The sequence below is a fragment of the Streptomyces sp. IBSNAI002 genome, from assembly GCF_052244475.1.
Classification (GTDB): Bacteria; Actinomycetota; Actinomycetes; order Streptomycetales; family Streptomycetaceae; genus Streptomyces.
Genome location: NZ_JBQPXG010000002.1, coordinates 5,072,247 through 5,091,866, shown reverse-complemented (window position 1 = coordinate 5,091,866; position 19,620 = coordinate 5,072,247). Strand labels below are relative to the sequence as shown.

Genomic DNA, 19,620 nt, shown 5'->3' with positions numbered 1-19,620 from the left:
TCAGTGCCCTGCCCTCTGTGTCGACGGCGGCGACCCCCGTGTCGCCGCGCTCACCCGATCTGGTGGGGTTTGATGACTCCATCTGACCAAAACGGCGGCCCGGAAGCGTCAGCCCCCGGACGCAACTGCGCGTACGACCGTGGGATGACACAAAACAGGCCCCTCTGTCCCGACCCGTAGGGGTCGCGGGACGGAGGGGCCCGTTCCGGTCGAGCGGCCGCCCGTGCGGGCGAAGACGGGGCGCTACGGGGTGTCTGACGGGCGTCGCGACGCCGCGGACATCCGTCAGACACCCCCTAGCCCGCGCGGTGCACCACCGCGTCGCAGAGCTCTTCCAGCGCCGACTTGGCGAAGCACTCCGGCAGCGGCGCGAGCGTGGCCCGCGCGTCCTCCGCGTACCGGATGGTGTCGCGGCGGGCCCGCTCCAGCGCGGGGTGCGCCCGCAGCCGGGTCAGCACCTCGGCGTGGCGGGCGTCGTCCGTCAGGTCCCCGTCCAGGAGCCGTACGAGTTCCAGGTCCTCGGGGGCTCCGTCGCGGGCGGCCATCTCGCGCAGCCGCAGGACGGGCAGGGTCGGGATGCCCTCGCGCAGGTCGGTGCCGGGGGTCTTGCCGGACTCGTGCGCGTCGGAGGCGATGTCCAGGACGTCGTCGGCGAGCTGGAAGGCGGTGCCGAGCCGCTCGCCGTACTGGGTCAGGATGTCGACGACCGACTCGTCGGCGCCGGACATCAGCGCGCCGAAGCGGCCGGAGACGGCGATCAGCGAGCCGGTCTTGCCGGCGATGACGTCGAGGTAGTGCGCGACCGGGTCGCGGCCGTCGCGCGGACCGGCCGTCTCCAGGATCTGACCGGTCACGAGCCGCTCGAAGGCCTCGGCCTGGATGCGTACGGCCTCGGGGCCGAGGTCGGCCAGGATGTGCGAGGCGCGGGCGAACAGGAAGTCACCCGTCAGGACGGCCACCGAGTTGCCCCAGCGGGCGTTCGCGCTCTCCACCCCGCGGCGTACGTCCGCCTCGTCCATGACGTCGTCGTGGTAGAGGGTCGCCAGGTGCGTCAGCTCCACGACCACCGCGGACGGCACGATCCCGGGCGCGTAGGGGTCGCCGAAGCGGGACGCGAGCATCACCAGCAGCGGGCGGAAACGCTTGCCACCGGCCCGCACCAGGTGCTGTGCGGCCTCGGTGATGAAGGGGACTTCGCTCTTGGTGGCTTCCAGCAGACCCGCCTCGACGGCGGCCAGTCCGGCCTGGACATCGGTCTCAAGAGCCTGGTCCCGCACGCTCAGTCCGAACGGCCCGACGACGGTCACGAGGGGTACTCCTGTCTGCTGACGATCACGTAGACGATCACCTGGATTGTCGATGTGTCGCTGCCATCACTCAACCCAGCGTATCGGGTCTGTTTTCGATCACCGAGAGCGCCTGTCCGGTCGCCACCCGCGCACCGCCCGAAGCGCACCGGTATGTTCTTGAGGAGCCGAATCAACCGGAGAATACGTTTTGTCCAGAACTGTGACCGATATAGAGGAACCCCCGGATCCGGAGGCCGACCAGCCACCACCCAGCGACGACCACGCGTTCCTCGGCCACCCCCGAGGCCTCGCGACCCTGTCCGGGCTGGAGGTCTGGGAGCGGTTCTCGTTCCTGGGCATGCAGGCCATCCTCGTCCTCTACTTCGCGGACGCGGTCGCGAACGGCGGCCTGGGGATGAACCCGGGCACCGCGGCCTCCGTCTCGGCGGCCTACGGGACCATGGTCTACCTCGTCTCCGTCGCCGGCGGGTGGCTCGCCGACCGGATCCTCGGTTCCTACCGCGCCGTGCTCTGGGGCGGCATCCTCATCGCCTGCGGCCACTACGCGATGGCCGTGCCGACCGCCGCGATGACCTGGGTGGGCCTCGGCCTGATCAGCGCGGGCACCGGCCTGCTCAAGCCGAACGTGGCCAACATGGTCGGCAAGCTCTACCGGACCGACGACGACCGGCGCGACGCGGGCTTCGCCCTCTACTACATGGCGATCAACATCGGCGCCTTCGCCGGACCGCTGATCACCGGCTGGCTCGGAGAGCACCAGGGCTGGCACTGGGGGTTCTCCGCCGCCGCCATCGGCATGACCGCCGGCCTGGTCCAGTACGTGCTCGGCCGCCGCCACCTGGCCGGCCGCAAGCACTCCGCCGAGTACGCGCTGGCGCCCGCGGCGATGCGCTCCGCCGTGACGAAGATCATCGGCGGCTGCCTCGCCTTCGCCGTGCTCGCCACCCTGCTGGCCCTCACCGGATGGCTGACGATGGGCCGGTTCGTCGACCTGCTCACCCTGGTCTCGGTGATCGCCCCGGTCGTCTACTTCGCCGTCATGTTCCGCAGCCCGCGGGTGACGGCCGAGGAGCGCGGGCGGCTGCGCCCGTACGTGGTCCTCTTCCTGGCCTCGGTCGCCTTCAACTTCATCCTCTTCCAGGCCTACTCGACGATGATGCTGCTGGCCTCCACCAACGCCCGCACCACCATCCTGGGCTTCGGCTTCCCCGCGAGCTGGTACGCCTCCGCGCTCGGCGCCTTCGAGGTGCTGCTGGCCCCGGTCGTCGCCGCGCTGTGGGTCCGCATGGGCCACCGCCAGCCGCACGCCTCGAACAAGATCGCGATCGGTGTGATCCTCGGCGGCCTGTCCTTCCTGCTGATGGTCATCCCGACCTCGGGGCACGGCGGGGACTCCTACCGGATGGCCGCCTGGTGGATCGTCGGCTCCTACCTGCTGCTCGGGCTCGGCGACGTCCTGCTGGAGACCTCGGGCATGTCGGCCACCACCAAACTCGCCCCCAAGGCCTTCGGCAGCCAGACGATGGCCCTGTGGTTCCTCTCCCTGGCCCTCGCGAACGGCATCCAGGCACAGGTGGTCAAGCTCTACGGCGAGGTGTCCAACCCCGTGTACTTCGGCGTCAACGGCGGGATCGCGGTGGCCGCGGGCCTGGCCGTGATCGCGCTCGCGCCCTGGCTGCGGCGCACGATGCACCCCGTCCACTGAGGTGGTTGTCGAATGATCATCCGCACCGATTTCCCGTACGAGACCACCCGCGAGGACGTCCGGATCCCGATGGCCGACGGGGTGGAGCTCTACGCCCGGATCTGGCGCCCGGTGACCCGGGAGCCCGTGCCCGCCCTGCTGGAGTACCTCCCGTACCGGCTCACCGACTGGACCGCGCCGCGCGACTGGCAGCGCCACCCCTGGTACGCCGGGCACGGCTACGCCTCGGTGCGCGTGGACGTACGCGGCCACGGGTGCAGCGGGGGCCGTCCGGGCGACGAGTACGACGCCCGCGAGCTCGCCGACGGGGTCGCGGTGATCGAGTGGCTGGCGGAGCAGCCGTGGTGCACGGGCTCGGTGGGGATGTTCGGGATCTCCTGGGGCGGCTTCAACTCCCTCCAGATCGCCGCCCTGGCCCCCGAGCCGCTCAAGGCGATCGTCACGGTGTGCTCCACGGACGACCGGTACGACAACGACGTCCACTACATGGGCGGCTCCGTGCTGGCCGTGGACATGCACGCGTGGGCGGCCACCATGCTCGCCTTCGCCTCCCGCCCGCCGGACCCGGAGTACGCCGGCGACGGCTGGCGCCGGCAGTGGCTGGAGCGGCTGGAATCGGTCGAACCGCTGATCCACACCTGGCTCTCGCACCAGACCCGCGACGCGTACTGGCGCCACGGCAGCGTCTGCGAGGACTACCCGGCGATCGGCGCGGCGGTCCTCGCGGTCGGCGGCTGGCACGACCCCTACCGGGACACCGTGCTGCGGCTGGTCTCCGCGCTGCCGCCCTCCCGGGTGCGCGGCCTGATCGGCCCCTGGTCCCACCAGTACCCGGACCGCGGGCTGCCGCCCGGTCCGTCCATCGGCTTCCTCCAGGAGACCCTGCGCTGGTGGGACCACTGGCTGCGCGGCGAGGACAACGGCGTGCTGGACGAGCCGCTGCTCCGCGCCTGGATCAGCGACTCGCACCCGCCGGCGACCACGTACGCGGAACTCCCCGGCCGCTGGGCCGGGGAGAAGACGTGGCCCTCGCCGTCGGTGATCCCGGTCTCGTACGGGTTCCAGGGCGACCCGGTGGCCGTCGCCTCCCCGCAGCACACCGGGCTGGACGCGGGCCGCTTCTTCCCGTTCGGCAACGACGCCGACCTGCCGCCGGACCAGCGCGAGGAGGACGCGAAGTCGGCGTGCTTCGAGTTCCCCGTGGCCGACGGGGAGCCGGTGGAGATCCTGGGGCGGCCTTCGGTGACGCTGCGGCTCCGGCTGGACGTGCCGTACGGCCAGGCGGTGGCCCGGCTGTGCGACGTCGCCCCCGACGGCTCCTCGACGCTGGTCACCCGGGGCGCGCTGAACCTGTCCGCCCGTCAGGGCCGGGACCGGGCCGTGCCGTGGCCGGCGGGCTCGTACGAGGACGTCACCTTCGAGTTGAACGGAATCGGCCACGCCTTCGCGCCGGGGCACCGGATCCGGCTCGCCGTCTCCTCCGCGTACTGGCCGTGGATCTGGCCGCGGGCCGGTTCCGAGGCGGGCTGGACCCTGGACCCGGCGGGCAGCACGCTGACGCTGCCGGTGCGGGCGGGGACCGGGGCCGGCGCGGGCGGGGCGGACGAGGGGATCCTGTTCGAGGCGCCGGAGCAGGCGGAGCCGCTGGGGGTCGTCTTCCCGGCCACGCTGGACGAACCGCGGCCCGAGCGGCTGGTCGTACGGGACGTGGCGCGCGGGGCGTGGCGGCTGGAGGTGGACCCCCGGTACGGGGGCACCCGGGTCTATCCGGACGGCCTGGAGTTCAGCGAGGACGCGCTGGAGGTGTACGAGATCCAGGACGGGGACCCGCTGTCGGCCCGTACCCGCTCGGACTGGTCGATCCGGCTGCACCGGCCGGAGCGGGGGTGGGACGCACGGGTCGAGACGCGGTCGGAGATCTCGTGTGACGAGGGCGGGTTCATGACGTCGAACGAGGTGGTGTGCCGGGAGGGGGACGAGGTGGTCTTCCACCGGACGTGGGAACGGCGGCTGCCGCGCACGGCGGGCTAGGCGGTGCCGGTGCCCCCGGGCCGGGCCGCGGTCGACGGCCCTGGCGGGCCGCCCCGGGGCGCCGGTTTCGGGAAGGGGCGGGGCCGGATGGGGCGGGGCCGGTCAGGCGTAGAGGCGTTCCAGGATCACCGCGATGCCGTCGGACTCGTTCGACAGGGTGACCTCGTCCGCGACCTCGACCAGTTCGCGGTGGGCGTTGGCCATGGCCACCCCGTACGCGGACCAGGCGAACATCGGGACGTCGTTCGGCATGTCGCCGAAGGCGATCGTCGCCGAGGCGGCCAGGCCCAGGGCTTCCGCCGCCCGCGCGAGCCCGCTGGCCTTGTCGATGCCCGGCGGCTGGAGCTCCACCGTGTGCTCCCCCGCCATCGTGACGTTCACCAGGTCGCCGACCACCCCCCGCGCCACCCGCGTCAGCTCGTCGTCGTCCAGCCGGGGGTGCTGGAGCAGCACCTTGTTGATCGGGGCCGACCACAGGTCCGACCGCCGCGGCACCCGGACCGTCGGCAGGTGCGGATGCCACATCCGGTAGCCCGGCCCTATCAGCATCTCCGCGTCGACGCCCTCCTGGTTGACCGCCGCGTAGACCTCGCCGATCTCCGCCTCGATCTTGCCGAGGGCCACCTCGGCCAGCCCCCGGTCCATGGACACGGAGTGCACCAGGCGCCCGCGCGCCGCGTCGTACACCTGCGCGCCCTGCCCGCACACCGCGAGCCCCTCGTAACCCAGGCCGTCCAGCACGTGCCGGACCTGCGGGACCGGTCGGCCGGTGACGATGATGTGCTGCGCGCCCGCGGCGCGCGCCGTGGCGAGCGCCGCGTACGAGCGGGCGGAGACGGTGTCCCCGGCGCGCAGCAGAGTCCCGTCCAGGTCAGTGGCGATCAAGGCATAGGGGAGGGCGGAAGTCACGGCGCCAAGGATACGGACCCCGTTGGACAAGTCCTATAAATAGCGCCCGAATCCGGCCTCCCGCAGGCCCCACCAGCCACGTAACGTGTCAACCAGCCCCCGGGACACCCCCGGACCGCGTCGAAAGCGAGGCAGCACCCCATGCCCCAGCAGAGCCCCCTCGATGTTCCCGAGGGCGACCCGTTCGGGCCGCACAACCTCCCCTACGGCGTCTTCTCGACCGCCGGGGAGGACCGTCGCCGGATCGGTGTGCGGATCGGCGGACACGTGCTCGACGCGGGGGCGGCCGCGGCCGCGCTCGGTTCCCCGTACGCCGGGCTGCTCGGGCAGTCCTCGCTCAACCCGCTGCTGGCCGCCGGGCGCACCGCCTGGCGCGACGTGCGCCGCGCGCTGACCGCCTGGGTCACCGACCCCGGCCACCGCCCCACCGTGGAGCCGCACCTGCTGCCGCTCGACCAGGTCGCGCTGCACCTGCCGTACGAGGTCGCCGACTACGTCGACTTCTACGCCAGCGAGCACCACGCCACCAACGTCGGGCGGATCTTCCGGCCCGACGGGGACGCGCTGACCCCCAACTGGAAGCACCTGCCGATCGGTTACCACGGCCGCTCGGGCACGATCGTCGTGTCCGGGACGGACGTCGTACGGCCCTCCGGGCAGCGCAAGGCGCCCGCCGACCCGGCGCCCGTCTTCGGCCCGTCCGTCAAGCTCGACATCGAGGCGGAGGTCGGCTTCGTCGTCGGCACCCCCTCCGAGCTGGGCCGCCCGGTGGCGCTGGGCGATTTCGAGGACCACGTCTTCGGGCTGTTCCTGCTCAACGACTGGTCGGCGCGCGACATCCAGGCCTGGGAGTACGTGCCGCTCGGCCCCTTCCTCGGCAAGTCCTTCGCGACCTCCGTCTCCGCCTGGGTGACCCCGCTGGAGGCCCTGGACGCGGCCCGCGTCGCCCCGCCCGCCCGGGACTTCCCGCTGCTGCCCTACCTGGACGACGCCTCCGCCGACCGCCCCGGCGGCTTCGACCTGCGCATCACCGTCTCCATCAACGGGACGGAGGTGGCGCAGCCGCCGTTCGCGTCGATGTACTGGACCGCCGCCCAGCAGCTCGCGCACATGACCGTCAACGGCGCCTCCCTGCGCACCGGCGACGTGTACGGCTCCGGCACCGTCAGCGGCCCGGAGACCGGCCAGCGCGGCTCGCTGCTGGAGCTGACCTGGAACGGGCGCGACGCGCTCGAACTCGCCGACGGCAAGCGCACCTTCCTGGAGGACGGGGACACCGTCACCCTCACCGCCTGGGCGCCGGGCGCCGGGGGCACCCGGGTGGGCCTGGGCGAGGTCACCGGCCGCATCGTGGGATCCCGCTAGTCCACGATGCGGCCGGCGGGGTGGCGGATCCGTCCGCCACCCCGCCGAACCCGCAGGTCAAAGCCGTGCGGCCGCCCTGCCTGGTGGCGCAATACTGCGGCAACACCACGACCGGCGGACCGCCGGTAGGTTCCCTGCCATGCCAGCCGAACGCACCGCCACGCACACCGTCCCGGTCGCCGCCGCGCGCCGTCGGCGACTGCGCGCGGACCAGGCGCGCCAGCTCGCCGACCTGTTGCGCCACCAGATCCTCGCGGGCGGCTATCCCGGCGGGGTCCTCCCCCTCGAGGACACCCTCGCCGCCGACTACGGCGCCGGCCGCAACACCGTCCGCCAGGCCCTCGACCTGCTGCGCGGCGAGCAGCTCGTGGAGCGCCGCCCCGGTGTGGGCACCGTCGTCGTGTGCGGGAGGTACCGCACGGCCTGGACCGCCTCCAGGGCCTGGCCGAAACCCTGCACGAGCACGGCCGGGTGACCAACGAGGTCCGCACGGCCGGCGCCGTGCGCGCCCCCGCCCCCGTCGCGGGCCGCCTCGGCCTGCCCGAGCACGCCGAGGTGCTCTACATCGAACGGCTGCGCCGCCTGAACGGGCTGCCGCTCTCCCTCGACCTCACCTACGTGCCGATGGACATCGGCGCCGGGCTGCTGGGCTGCGACCTGGAGAACACGGACGTGTTCCGGCTCCTGGAGCAGCTCACCGGACAGCCGCTCGGGCACGCCGAGATCACCCTCGAGGCCGTCAACGCCGACGCGCACTCCGCCGCCGTCCTCCAGGCCCCGCGCGGGGCCGCCGTCCTGATGCTGGAGCGGCTCACCCACCTGGGCGACGGCCGGCCCGTGGACCTGGAGTTCATCCGCTTCCGCGGCGACCGGATCACCATGAGCGGCCTGCTGCGCCGCTCGCTCTGACCCCCCAACGACCTCCCCGCACCCCTTTCCTGGAGACAGCCATGCCCGTGGTACCCCAGCGCGGCGACGTGCCCGTGACCATCGACGAGTCCCTGTGCATCGACGGCTGCACGCTCTGCGTCGACATGTGCCCGCTCGACTCCCTCGCGATCCGCGAGGACAACGGCAAGGCCTACATGCACGTGGACGAGTGCTGGTACTGCGGCCCGTGCGCCGCCCGCTGTCCCACCGGCGCGGTCACCGTCAACATGCCCTACCTGCTCCGGTGAAAGGTTCCGTCCCCATGCGCACCCAGGCACTCCTGCCCGCCCTCGTCCTGCTCGTGGCCCCGGCGGCCGCGGGCTGCGCGGAGGCTTCCGGGGCGGGCGGCTCCAAGACGGTCACCGTGACCGTCGGCTACCAGTCCAAGACCATCAACACCGTCACCGCGGGCACCCTGCTGCGCTCCCTGGGCTACTTCGAGGAGGAGCTCGCAGCCCGCGGCGAGAAGGACGGCGTCACCTACAAGGTGGACTGGCAGGACTACGCCACCGGCGCCCCGATCACCGCCCAGATGACCGCCGGGAAGATCGACATCGGTTCGATGGGCGACTTCCCGCTCCTGATCAACGCGGCGCGCGGCCGCGAGCTGAAACAGCCCACCCGCCTGGTGGCCGTGACCGGCTACAACCTGCGCGGCGGCCTCAACACCGTGGTCACGGCCCCGGATTCGAAGCTGGAGTCGCTCGCCGACCTGCGCGGCAAGAAGGTGTCGACCAGCGTGGGCTCCGCGGCCGACGGAACCCTCGTACGGGCCCTGCGGCACGCCGGGATCGACCCGGACAAGGGCATCGAGAAGCTCAACCAGCAGCCCAGCGTGGGCGCTTCGGCGCTCCAGGCGGGCAGCGTGGACGCGCTGTCGCAGTTCGTGGCGTGGCCGGGCCAGCTGGCCCACGAGGGGCGGGCGAAGGCCCTGTACGACGGCGCGGAGCTGGACCTGCCGACCTTCCACGGAGTCACCGTGCGCGAGAAGTTCGCACGCGAGCGGGCCGGCGTACTGGAGGACTTCCTGCGGGCCCAGCGCAAGGCCACCGACCACCTGCGCACACAGCCGGTCGCGGCCGCCGAGTCGGTGGCCGAGGCGACCGGGCTGCCCGCGGAGGTGGTGTACCTCTACAACGGCGCGAACGGCATCGCGACCTTCGACCCGGCCCTGCGCCCGCGGCTGATCGACGCGCTGAAGCAGGACGTACCGCTGCTGAAGGAGGCCAAGCTCGTCGCCGACGTGGACGTGGACGGGTTCGTCGACCCCGGGCCCCTGGAGCGGGCGACGGCCGGCGCGCCGGAGTACCCGGAGGCCGCGCCCGCCCGCCCGGAGCTCTGGCTCAAGGGGCAGCAGGCCACCCAGAGCTTCGCGACGCCGCGCGAGCTGCTGCGGGCCCTGCGCGGCGCGGACGTCCGGGCGGCGTACGTACCGGACGCGGTGACCGGCACGCCGTGGTTCGCGGACAAGGCCGTGTGGGTGGCGGAGGGGACCGAGCTGCGCGCGTTCGTCACCGCCGCGGGCGCGAAGTCGTACGTCGACCGGCACCGGGGATCCGGGGCGCGGATCGTGAGCTTCGCCGAAGCCGGAGCCCTGGCGTCATGACGGCCAGGCGCCGGCTGCTGCGGGTGGCTTCGCTCGGGGCGGCCCTGCTCCTGTGGCAGGGGCTGACCTCCCTCGACGTGAACCTGTGGCTGCGCTTCGAGCAGTTCCCGACCGTGGGCGAGGTGGCCGCGACCTTCGCGGAGCGGGCCCGGGCCGCGGCCTACTGGCAGGACCTGGGCTTCAGCCTGCGCCGGATCGTGACGGGCTTCGCGCTCGCCGCGGTCCTGGGCGTGGCCGCGGGCACGGCCCTGGCCCGGTCCCGGACCGCGGCCGACCTGCTGGGCCCGGTGCTGGAGGTGCTGCGCCCGGTCCCGGCCATCGCCCTCGTGCCGGTCGCGATCCTGCTGTTCCCCTCCAACGAGCAGGGGATCGTCTTCATCACCTGCGCGGCCGCCTTCTTCCCGGTGCTGGTCTCGACGCGGCACGCGGTGCGGGCGCTGACGCCGGTGTGGGAGGAGGCGGTGCTGACCATGGGCGGCGGCCGGGCCCGGATCCTGTTCTCCGTGGTGCTGCCCGGCGCCCTGCCCGGCATCTTCGGAGGGCTGTCGGTGGGCATCGGGGTGTCGTGGATCTGCGTCATCTCGGCCGAGATGATCTCCGGCGAGTACGGGGTCGGCTACCGCACCTGGCAGGACTACACGGTGGTGGACTACCCGGGCGTCTTCGTCGGCATGGCCACCATCGGGGCGCTGGGCTGGCTGACGTCCACGGCGGTGGAGCGCGCGGGCCGCCGCCTGACCCACTGGCTCCCGTCCCGCGCCGAGGCGTTGCCGCCCGGGGCGGGCAAGGGCGCGTCCACGTCCCCGATCCGAGAGGTGATCCCGTCATGAGCATGAGTGCGACCGATGTCGCGACCGGCCCCGCCTCCCCCGCCGTCCGCGGGGCCCGGCTCGCGCTGCACGGGGCGCGGCTCGGCCACCGGGGCGCCGTGGTGCTCGACGGGTTCGACCTCGCGGTCGAAGCCGGCGAGGTGCTGACGGTCGTGGGCCCGTCCGGCTGCGGGAAGTCCACGCTTCTGCGGACACTGGCCGGGCTGCTGCCCCCGCTGGGCGGGACGGTCGAACAGGACGGGCGGCCGCTGGCCGGCCCGCACGCCGACCGGGCCCTGGTCTTCCAGGACGACGCCCTGCTCCCCTGGCGCACCGTCCGCGCCAACGTCGAACTCCCCCTGGCCATCCAACGCTCCCGCGCCACCCGCGCCACCCGCACCACCCGCACCACCCGCACCGACTGGGCCGGCCGGGCCGAGCGGCGGCGGATCGCCGGCGAGTGGCTGGAGCGCGTGGGCCTCGCCGCCCACGCAGACCGGCTGCCGCACCAGCTCTCCGGCGGCCAGCGCCAGCGCGTGCAGCTGGCCCGCGCCCTCGTCGCGCGCCCCCGCGCCGTCCTCATGGACGAACCCTTCGGCGCGCTCGACGCACAGACCCGCGCGGGCATGCAGGACCTCCTCGTCGAGGTCCTCGCCGGCACCGGGGCGACCGTCGTCTTCGTCACCCACGACGTGGACGAGGCGCTGTTCCTCGGCGACCGCGTCGCCCTGCCGGCGAGCGGCGAGGTGCTCGCCGTCCCGCGGCCGCGCCGCCGCGACGCCGACCGCTCCGCACTCCGGCAGCAGATCCTCAACTCACTCTGAAGGGCCGCACCATGGGCATCCCCGTGATGGACATCCCCGCGATCGGCGACGCCGAGGAACTCTCCTGCGACGTCCTCGTCATCGGCGGCGGCACGGCCGGCACGATGGCGGCGCTGACCGCCGCCGAACGCGGCGCGCGGGTGCTGCTCCTGGAGAAGGCGCACGTCCGCCACTCCGGCGCCCTGGCCATGGGCATGGACGGGGTCAACAACGCCGTCGTCCCCGGCCGCGCCGAGCCCGACGACTACGTCGCCGAGATCACCCGCGCCAACGACGGCATCGTCGACCAGTCGACGGTCCGGCAGACCGCCACCCGGGGCTTCGCGATGGTGCAGCGCCTGGAGTCGTACGGGGTGAAGTTCGAGAAGGACGAACACGGCGAGTACGCGGTGCGCCAGGTCCACCGGTCGGGCTCGTACGTGCTGCCCATGCCCGAGGGCAAGGACGTCAAGAAGGTCCTGTACCGGCAGCTGCGGCGGCGCGAGATGCGCGAGCGGATCCGGATCGAGAACCGGGTGATGCCGGTACGGGTGCTCACCTCGCCCGAGGACGGCCGGGCCATCGGCGCCGCGGCGTTCAACACCCGTACCGGCGCCTTCGTGACGGTACGGGCCGGGGCCGTGATCCTGGCGACGGGGCCCTGCGGGCGCCTCGGACTGCCGGCCTCCGGCTACCTCTACGGCACGTACGAGAACCCGACCAACGCGGGCGACGGCTACGCCATGGCCTACCACGCGGGCGCCGCGCTGACCGGGATCGAGTGCTTCCAGATCAACCCGCTGATCAAGGACTACAACGGGCCGGCCTGCGCCTACGTCGCGAACCCCTTCGGCGGCTACCAGGTCAACCGGCACGGCGAGCGGTTCGTCGACTCCGACTACTGGTCGGGGCAGATGATGGCGGAGTTCGCCGCCGAACTCGCCTCGGACCGCGGGCCGGTGTACCTCAAGCTCAGCCACCTCCCGGAGGAGTCGGTGGCCTCGCTCGAATCGATCCTGCACACCACCGAAAGGCCGACGCGCGGCACCTTCCACGCGGGGCGCGGGCACGACTACCGCACGCACGACATCGAGATGCACATCTCGGAGATCGGCCTGTGCGGGGGCCACTCCGCGTCGGGCGTGCGCGTCGACGACCACGCCCGCACCACGGTCCCCCGCCTGTACGCGGCCGGTGACCTGGCCTCGGTACCGCACAACTACATGATCGGCGCGTTCGTCTTCGGCGACCTGGCGGGTGCGGACGCCTCCCGCCACACCGCGTACGAGGGACCCCTGCCGGCCGATCAGCTCGCGGCGGCGCACGAGCTGGTCTACCGGCCGCTGCGCCACCCGGACGGGCCGCCGCAGCCGCAGGTGGAGTACAAGCTGCGGCGGTTCGTGAACGACTACGTCGCGCCGCCGAAGACGGGCGCGAGGCTGTCGCTGGCCGTGGCGGCCTTCGACCGGATGACCGGCGAGATCGCGGAGATGGGCGCGACGACGGCGCACGAGCTGATGCGGTGCGCGGAGGTGTCCTTCATCCGCGACTGCGCGGAGATGGCGGCCCGCGCCTCGCTCGCCCGTACGGAGTCCCGCTGGGGCCTCTACCACGAACGCCTCGACCACCCGGCGAAGGACGACGAGGACTGGCTGTACCACCTGGACCTGCGCAAGTCGCCCTCGGGAGCGATGGAGTTCACGGCCCGGCCGGTGGAGCCGTACCTGGTCCCGGTGGCCGAGTTCACCCCGCCCGGCGGCCCCTCCCGTCACCTGGGCGAGGTCGCCCTGGTCCCGGTGGCCACGGCGGGGCCAGCGCCTGCGGCGGGGCATGCGGATCCCCTGAGCCCGGCTCCGGCGCCCGATCCGGCCCGCGCGGGGGACGCGGGCGCGGGAGACGCGGGCGCGGGAGACGTGCCGCCGGAGGGGGCCGTCGGCCCGGTGGGTCCGGCCGGGGGCGGTTCGCCCCGGATTCTGGAGCTGCTCGCCCTGGCGGAGGAGTCGCCGGGCCTGGAAGTGCTGCGGCCCTATCTCGGCGACCCCGATCCCGCCGTCCGGGCGGCGGCCGTCGCCGCGCTCGGCGAGACCGTGCCCGCGGGGGCCGGGCCGGCGCTGGCCGAGCGGCTCGCCGACGCGGACGGGGCCGTACGGGCGGCCGCCGCGGCCGCGTTGCGCGAGCTGCTGGAGGTGCTGCCGGGCGGGCCCGAACTGGGCGCCGGGCTGCGCGCCGCCCTGGCCGTGCCCGACCCTGCGGTGCGTTCGGCCGCACTCGAAGCCCTGCGCGCGCTGCGCCTGGGCGACGCCGGGCTGTACGCCGCCGCGCTGGCCGACTCCGACACGGAGGTCCGCATCCACGCCGTGCGGGCCCTGGTCTCGGTGGACGCGGCCGGGGCGCTGGCCTCGGCCGCGGCGGACCCGGCCCGCGAGGTCAGGGTCGCCGTCGCCAAGGGCCTCGCCGCGGTGCACGCCCCGGCCCCGGACCCCCTGGACCCGCTGCTGGCCGACCCCGATCCGCTGGTGCGCGGAGCCGCCCTGGGGGCGCTGGCCGCCACCGGCTGCCCCGGGCGGTACGCCGACACGGCGGTGGCGGCCCTGGCCGATCCGGCCTGGCAGGTCAGGGCGGGTGCGGCGGCCGCGCTGTCGGCCGCCGCCGCGGGGGCGGCCGTACCGGCCCTCGCCGGGGCCCTGGCCGACGCCAACGCCGACGTCCGCAAGGCCGCGGTCCTCGCGCTGTTGGCCCACCGGGAGGCCGGCGCGGCCCGGGCGGCCCTGGCCACGGCGGTCACCGACCCGGACGCGGACGTGCGGGCGTACGCCGCCCGGGCGGCCTGACCGGACCGACCGGCCTGCCGCCGGGGCGGACCGCGGGCCGTGGGTGATGCTCCTGGTGCTTCGACCCGACGACCCAGGAGTCCCCGCATGGCCTCTCGCGCCGCTCGTACCGGCATGCTCGTCCTGGCCCTCGCCGCGGCGGCGGCCCTGACCGCCCCGGCGGGCCCCGCCGCGGCCACCCCGGGCCCGCACGCCGCCCCGGGCCCGCACGCCGCCGCCGGCACCGCCCCCCGTACCGGCCCGGCGGCCCTGGCCGGCCTCGCCCGGGCGGCGCTGTCGAGCTCCCGGTACCTGCGGGAACCGGCGGCGACCGCCGCCGGGTACGTGCCCGACCGGTACTGCGTGGCCGACCCGGCGGGCGGCGGAGCCGTCGGCTACCCGCACTTCAACCACGCCTACGACGACTCCCTCGACCCGGCCAAGCCCGCGGCCCTGCTCTACGAGGACGACGCGGAGGGGCGGCGCAGGCTCGTCGCGCTCGAATGGGTCGTCATGGACCGGGACGGCAAGGTCGAGACGGACGAGGACCGGCCGAGCCTCTTCGGGCAGCCCTTCAAGGGGCCGATCCCGGGCCGTTTCAAGGGCCAGAAGGTCCACTACGCCCTGCACGTCTGGCTCTGGAAGCCCAACCCGGCCGGCCTGTTCGCGACGTTCAACCCCGACCTGCGCTGCCGCCCGGGCACGACCAGGCCCTGACCCCCCGTTCGGAGGCGCGCCGCGTGCACCGGCCGGGGGCCGCCGGGAAGGTGGACGAAAGCCCCCGAACGGCAGGAGCCCCCATGTCCGCCCGTACTCGCAAGGCTGCCCTGACCTGCGCGGTCGCCGCGTCGCTCGGCCTGGCCGCCATGGCCCCGGCCCACGGAGTCGAAGGCCCCGCACCCGACCCGCGCGACCGCAAGGCGATGGCGGACATGGCGACGGCGATCAAGGTGACGGCCAAATACGTGGACGAGCGGGCGGCGCTCAGGGACGGCTACGTCCCGCACGGCAAGGAGTGCATGGCCAACCCGTTCGGGGTGGGCGCCATGGGCTACCACTACGTCAAGGCGGCCTACTGGGGCTCGAAGGACCCGAGCAAGCCGACCGCGCTGCTCTACAGCGCGGAGAAGGACCGCGACGGCCGCCGCAAGCTCCAGGCCGTGGAGTGGATGTCCACCGACCGCGACCAGGACCTGAAGACCACCGACGACCGCCCGAGCATGTTCGGGCTCCCCTTCGACGGACCCATGCCCGGCCACTGGACGGGCATGCCCAAGCACTACGACCTCCACATGTGGGCGTACGAGAAGAACCCGGCCGGCCGCTTCCACAACTGGAACCCGACCATCAAGTGCTCCGGGCATATGACTCACTCTTAAGGGCCAGTTCTCGCGGGAACCCCGGCGATACGCTGAACCCACTCGCGAGACTGCGGCTCATGGGAGCACTGATGAACCCGGAACACAGCTGGCCGATCCCGCCCGCGGGCGGCTGGACTGCCGACGACCTGGACACGCTTCCGAATCTGCCTCCGCACACGGAGCTGATCGACGGGAGCCTGATCTTCGTGAGCCCGCAGACCCTCTTCCACGCACGGGCCGTCAGCTTCTTCGAGCGGGAACTCGGATCCCTCGTCCCGGAAAACCTGGAGGTCCTGCGGGAATTCACCATCGACATCGACCGGCGCAACCGCCCCGAGCCCGATGTCATCGTCTGCCGTGAGGACGCCGTCGCCGACTTCGCCCAGACCCGCCTGCCCGCCGAGTCGGTCCTCCTCGCCATCGAAGTGGTCTCGCCCGAGTCCATCGACCGTGATCGTGAGACCAAGCCGGTGAAGTACGCGCGGGCCGGCATCCAGCACTACTGGCGCGTGGAGAACAAGGACGGCGTTGCCGTCGTCTACGTCTTCGAGCGTGAGCCTGTCAGCCGTACCTTCGCGCCGGCCGGGATCTTCCACGATCGTCTCAAGGTGTCCGTCCCGTTCCCCATCGATCTCCACCTCACCGGGATCACGGCCAAGCGGCCACGGACCGAGTAGCCCGGAACAGGCCGAGGGCCCGGCTCCCCCCAACGGGATCCGGGCCCTCGGCCGTGCCGTGCACGACAGGTCAGCGGACGAACGTGCTCGCCTGGCCCGCCAGGTCCAGGAAGTACTGGGGGGCCACGCCCAGGACCACCGTCACCGCGACGCCCACCGCGATCGTCGTCATCGTCAGCGGCGAGGGGACGGCCACCGTCGGGCCGTCGGTCTTCGGCTCGCTGAAGAACATCAGGACGATCACCCGGATGTAGAAGAACGCGGCGATCGCGGACGAGATCACACCGACCACGACCAGCGCCCCGGCGCCGCCCTCCGCCGCCGCCTTGAACACGGCGAACTTGCCCGCGAAGCCGGAGGTGAGCGGAATGCCGGCGAAGGCCAGCAGGAACACCGCGAACACCGCCGCGGTCAGCGGCGAACGGCGGCCCAGACCCGCCCACTTCGACAGGTGCGTCGCCTCCCCGCCCGCGTCGCGCACCAGCGTGACCACCGCGAAGGCGCCGATCGTCACGAAGGAGTAGGCGCCGAGGTAGAAGAGGACGGACGAGACGCCCTCCGCCGAGGTCGCGATCACACCGGCCAGGATGAAGCCCGCGTGCGCGATCGAGGAGTAGGCGAGGAGCCGCTTGACGTCGGTCTGCGTCACGGCGATCACCGCACCCGCCAGCATCGTGACGATCGCGACGCCCCACATCACCGGCCGCCAGTCCCACCGCAGGCCGGGCAGGACCACGTAGAGCAGCCGCAGGAGGGCGCCGAACGCGGCCACCTTCGTCGCCGCCGCCATGAAACCGGTGACCGGGGTCGGGGCACCCTGGTAGACGTCCGGGGTCCACATGTGGAAGGGGACCGCGCCGACCTTGAAGAGCAAGCCCATCAGGATCAGTGCCGAGCCGATCAGCAGCAGCACGTCGTTGCCCATGGTGTCGGCCAGGGCCGGGTCGATCTTCGTGACCGTGCCGTCCACCACGTCGGCGATCGCCGCGTACGAGACCGAGCCCGCGTACCCGTAGAGCAGCGCGATGCCGAAGAGGAGGAAGGCGGAGGAGAAGGCGCCCAGCAGGAAGTACTTGACCGCGGCCTCCTGCGACATCAGCCGCTGGCGGCGGGCGAGGGCACAGAGCAGGTACAGCGGGAGGGAGAAGACCTCCAGCGCGATGAACAGGGTCAGCAGGTCGTTGGCCGCCGGGAAGATCAGCATTCCGGCGATCGCGAACAGGGCCAGCGGAAAGACCTCGGTGGTGGTGAACCCGGCCTTGACGGCGGCCTTCTCGCTGTCGCTGCCCGGTACGGACGCCGCCTGGGCGGCGAAGGAGTCCACCCGGTTGCCGTGGGCGGCCGGGTCGAGGCGCCGCTCGGCGAAGGTGAAGACGGCGACGATCGAGGCCAGCAGGATGGTCCCCTGCAGGAACAGCGCCGGACCGTCCACCGCGATCGCGCCCATCGCCGCGATGTGCGCCTTGGTGGACCCGTACCCCCCGGCCGCGAGGCCGACGACCGCCGCGAAGGCCGAGGCCAGCGCGGCGACGGTGAGGAACACCTGAACGTAGTAGCGGGACTTGCGCGGTACGAAGGCCTCGACGAGGATCCCGAGGATCGCCGCGCCCACCACGATCAGCGTGGGCGCGAGCTGCGCGTACTCGATGACGGGCGCCGGGATCCGGTCGACCGGTGCCTCGGCCGCCAGCGGCCACAGGCTGTGGGCGGAAGTCAGTGTGCTCACTTCGCCGCCTCCACTTCAGGTGCGGGGTCGGTCTGCTTCACGTCCGACATGGTGTGCTTCACCGCCGGGTTGACGATGTCGGTCAGCACCTTCGGGTACACGCCCAGTCCGATCAGCAGCGCGATCAGCGGGGCGACCACCAGCACCTCCCGCAGGCGCAGGTCCGGCATGGTGCGGACCTCCTCCTTCACGGGGCCGGTCATCGTGCGCTGGTAGAGCACCAGCGTGTAGAGCGCGGCCAGCACGATGCCGATGGTGGCGATGATGCCGACGACCGGGTACCGGGCGAAGGTGCCGACCAGGACCAGGAACTCGCTGACGAAGGGCGCGAGCCCTGGCAGCGAGAGGGTGGCGAGGCCGCCGATCAGGAAGGTGCCGGCGAGGACCGGGGCCACCTTCTGCACGCCGCCGTAGTCGGCGATGAGCCGCGAGCCGCGCCGCGAGATCAGGAAGCCGGCCACCAGCATCAGTGCCGCCGTCGAGATGCCGTGGTTGACCATGTAGAGCGTCGCACCGGACTGCCCCTGGGAGGTCATCGCGAAGATGCCCAGGATGATGAACCCGAAGTGCGAGATGGAGGCGTAGGCGACCAGCCGCTTGATGTCCCGCTGGCCGACCGCGACCAGCGCGCCGTAGACGATGCTGATCAGCGCCAGGACCAGGATCACCGGCGTGGCCCACTTGCTGGCCTCGGGGAAGAGCCCGAGGCAGAAGCGGAGCATCGCGAAGGTGCCGACCTTGTCGACGATCGCGGTGATCAGCACGGCGACCGGGGCGGTGGCCTCGCCCATCGCGTTCGGCAGCCAGGTGTGCAGCGGCCACAGCGGCGCCTTCACCGCGAAGGCGAAGAAGAAGCCGAGGAACAGCAGCCGCTCGGTGTTGGTCGCCATGTCGAGCGTGCCCGCGGCGCGGGCGGCGGCGATCTCCTGGAGCGAGAAGTTCCCGGCGACCACGTACAGCCCGATGACGGCGGCCAGCATGATCAGGCCGCCGGCCAGGTTGTAGAGGAGGAACTTGACCGCCGCGTACGAGCGCTGCGTGGCCGCGTTCTCGTCCGAGCCGGAGTGGGCCCGGTCCCCGAAGCCGCCGATGAGGAAGTACATCGGGATGAGCATGGCTTCGAAGAAGATGTAGAAGAGGAAGACGTCGGTGGCCTCGAAGGAGATGATCACCATCGCCTCGACCAGCAGGATCAGGGCGAAGAAGCCCTGCGTGGGACGCCACCGCGAGTTCGCCGGGGATTCGGTCTCCAGCGGGTCGGCGTCGTGCCAGCCCGCCGCGATCACGAAGGGGATCAGGAGCGCGGTGAGCCCGATGAGCACCACCCCGATCCCGTCCACGCCCAGTTCGTAGCGGACCCCGAAGTCGGCGATCCAGGAGCGGGATTCGGTGAGCTGGTAGCGGTCGCCGCCGGGCTCGAAGCGGATCGCGACGAGCACGGCCAGGGCCAGGGTCGCCAGCGAGAAGAGCAGGGCGAGCCATTTGGCGGCGGTCCGCCGGGCGGCCGGGACGGCCGCCGTCAGGATCGCTCCGACCGCGGGGACCGCGGCCGTCAGCGTCAGAAGCGGGAAACTCATC

15 protein-coding genes and 1 pseudogene are annotated in these 19,620 nt (G+C 72.9%); 12 read left to right on the top strand and 4 right to left on the bottom strand.

Features of this window, described 5'->3' with window-relative positions:
- Positions 1-296: 296 nt before the first annotated feature.
- Positions 297-1,307, bottom strand: coding sequence for a polyprenyl synthetase family protein (locus tag ACTVZO_RS24675; RefSeq protein WP_443300459.1), 1,011 nt, complete (start codon positions 1,305-1,307; stop codon positions 297-299).
- A gap of 202 nt (positions 1,308-1,509) precedes the next feature.
- Here ACTVZO_RS24675 and ACTVZO_RS24670 point away from each other — a divergent pair, with 202 nt between their 5' ends.
- Both ACTVZO_RS24670 and ACTVZO_RS24665 read left to right on the top strand, forming a co-directional pair.
- A complete protein-coding gene (locus ACTVZO_RS24670) occupies positions 1,510-3,015 on the top strand; it encodes a peptide MFS transporter (RefSeq protein ID WP_443300458.1) in 1,506 nt (501 codons plus the stop codon).
- A gap of 12 nt (positions 3,016-3,027) precedes the next feature.
- Positions 3,028-5,046, top strand: a complete 2,019-nt coding sequence (locus ACTVZO_RS24665; RefSeq protein ID WP_443300457.1) for a CocE/NonD family hydrolase — start codon at positions 3,028-3,030, stop codon at positions 5,044-5,046.
- Between the two features lie 102 nt (positions 5,047-5,148).
- Here ACTVZO_RS24665 and ACTVZO_RS24660 read toward each other — a convergent pair whose 3' ends face one another.
- Positions 5,149-5,955 (bottom strand): Cof-type HAD-IIB family hydrolase, encoded by an 807-nt coding sequence (locus tag ACTVZO_RS24660; protein WP_443300456.1) that lies wholly within the window; start codon positions 5,953-5,955, stop codon positions 5,149-5,151.
- Between the two features lie 141 nt (positions 5,956-6,096).
- On the opposite strand from ACTVZO_RS24660, the gene fahA reads away from it, so the two are divergent.
- The 10 genes and pseudogenes from fahA to ACTVZO_RS24610 all read left to right on the top strand — a co-directional run bounded on the left by fahA (position 6,097) and on the right by ACTVZO_RS24610 (position 16,316).
- Entirely contained in the window at positions 6,097-7,320 is a 1,224-nt protein-coding gene (fahA, locus tag ACTVZO_RS24655; RefSeq protein ID WP_443300455.1) for a fumarylacetoacetase, read from the top strand.
- Between the two features lie 139 nt (positions 7,321-7,459).
- A pseudogene (locus tag ACTVZO_RS24650) lies at positions 7,460-8,229 on the top strand (GntR family transcriptional regulator).
- Between the two features lie 41 nt (positions 8,230-8,270).
- Positions 8,271-8,498 (top strand): 4Fe-4S dicluster domain-containing protein, encoded by a 228-nt coding sequence (locus ACTVZO_RS24645; RefSeq protein ID WP_030011381.1) that lies wholly within the window; start codon positions 8,271-8,273, stop codon positions 8,496-8,498.
- Between the two features lie 14 nt (positions 8,499-8,512).
- A complete protein-coding gene (locus ACTVZO_RS24640; RefSeq protein ID WP_443300454.1) occupies positions 8,513-9,856 on the top strand; it encodes an ABC transporter substrate-binding protein in 1,344 nt (447 codons plus the stop codon).
- On the top strand, positions 9,853-10,686 hold the full coding sequence (locus tag ACTVZO_RS24635) for an ABC transporter permease (RefSeq protein WP_443300453.1): 834 nt from the start codon (positions 9,853-9,855) through the stop codon (positions 10,684-10,686). Before ACTVZO_RS24640 ends, ACTVZO_RS24635 begins: the two co-directional genes overlap by 4 nt.
- On the top strand, positions 10,683-11,489 hold the full coding sequence (locus tag ACTVZO_RS24630; protein ID WP_443300452.1) for an ABC transporter ATP-binding protein: 807 nt from the start codon (positions 10,683-10,685) through the stop codon (positions 11,487-11,489). The genes ACTVZO_RS24635 and ACTVZO_RS24630 overlap by 4 nt, the downstream gene beginning before the upstream one ends.
- A gap of 26 nt (positions 11,490-11,515) precedes the next feature.
- Positions 11,516-14,299: a fumarate reductase/succinate dehydrogenase flavoprotein subunit gene (locus ACTVZO_RS24625; protein WP_443303257.1), complete on the top strand. Its 2,784-nt coding sequence runs from the start codon at positions 11,516-11,518 to the stop codon at positions 14,297-14,299.
- A gap of 87 nt (positions 14,300-14,386) precedes the next feature.
- The gene (locus tag ACTVZO_RS24620; RefSeq protein ID WP_443300451.1) at positions 14,387-14,995 is read left to right on the top strand and encodes a hypothetical protein; all 609 of its coding nucleotides are present in this window, start codon (positions 14,387-14,389) and stop codon (positions 14,993-14,995) included.
- Positions 14,996-15,078: 83 nt separating this feature from the next.
- Entirely contained in the window at positions 15,079-15,657 is a 579-nt protein-coding gene (locus tag ACTVZO_RS24615; RefSeq protein WP_443300450.1) for a hypothetical protein, read from the top strand.
- A gap of 59 nt (positions 15,658-15,716) precedes the next feature.
- Positions 15,717-16,316 (top strand): Uma2 family endonuclease, encoded by a 600-nt coding sequence (locus ACTVZO_RS24610; RefSeq protein ID WP_443300449.1) that lies wholly within the window; start codon positions 15,717-15,719, stop codon positions 16,314-16,316.
- 70 nt (positions 16,317-16,386) lie between these two features.
- Here the strand turns inward: ACTVZO_RS24610 and nuoN are convergent, their stop codons facing one another.
- Complete coding sequence (gene nuoN / locus ACTVZO_RS24605; RefSeq protein WP_443303256.1) at positions 16,387-18,033, bottom strand: NADH-quinone oxidoreductase subunit NuoN; 1,647 nt, start codon at positions 18,031-18,033, stop codon at positions 16,387-16,389.
- Positions 18,034-18,038: 5 nt separating this feature from the next.
- On the bottom strand, positions 18,039-19,619 hold the full coding sequence (locus ACTVZO_RS24600; RefSeq protein ID WP_443300448.1) for an NADH-quinone oxidoreductase subunit M: 1,581 nt from the start codon (positions 19,617-19,619) through the stop codon (positions 18,039-18,041).
- Position 19,620 lies beyond the last annotated feature (1 nt).

What these genes read in the sequence shown, in the direction of transcription:
- ACTVZO_RS24625 (WP_443303257.1), top strand. Translation starts at nt 11,516, where the DNA reads ATGGACATCCCCGCGATCGGCGACGCCGAGGAACTCTCCTGCGACGTC.
- ACTVZO_RS24620 (WP_443300451.1), top strand. Translation starts at nt 14,387, where the DNA reads ATGGCCTCTCGCGCCGCTCGTACCGGCATGCTCGTCCTGGCCCTCGCC.
- ACTVZO_RS24610 (WP_443300449.1), top strand. Translation starts at nt 15,717, where the DNA reads ATGGGAGCACTGATGAACCCGGAACACAGCTGGCCGATCCCGCCCGCG.
- ACTVZO_RS24640 (WP_443300454.1), top strand. Translation starts at nt 8,513, where the DNA reads ATGCGCACCCAGGCACTCCTGCCCGCCCTCGTCCTGCTCGTGGCCCCG.
- ACTVZO_RS24645 (WP_030011381.1), top strand. Translation starts at nt 8,271, where the DNA reads ATGCCCGTGGTACCCCAGCGCGGCGACGTGCCCGTGACCATCGACGAG.
- ACTVZO_RS24615 (WP_443300450.1), top strand. Translation starts at nt 15,079, where the DNA reads ATGTCCGCCCGTACTCGCAAGGCTGCCCTGACCTGCGCGGTCGCCGCG.
- ACTVZO_RS24665 (WP_443300457.1), top strand. Translation starts at nt 3,028, where the DNA reads ATGATCATCCGCACCGATTTCCCGTACGAGACCACCCGCGAGGACGTC.
- ACTVZO_RS24600 (WP_443300448.1), bottom strand. Translation starts at nt 19,619, where the DNA reads ATGAGTTTCCCGCTTCTGACGCTGACGGCCGCGGTCCCCGCGGTCGGA.
- fahA (WP_443300455.1), top strand. Translation starts at nt 6,097, where the DNA reads ATGCCCCAGCAGAGCCCCCTCGATGTTCCCGAGGGCGACCCGTTCGGG.
- ACTVZO_RS24630 (WP_443300452.1), top strand. Translation starts at nt 10,683, where the DNA reads ATGAGCATGAGTGCGACCGATGTCGCGACCGGCCCCGCCTCCCCCGCC.
- ACTVZO_RS24635 (WP_443300453.1), top strand. Translation starts at nt 9,853, where the DNA reads ATGACGGCCAGGCGCCGGCTGCTGCGGGTGGCTTCGCTCGGGGCGGCC.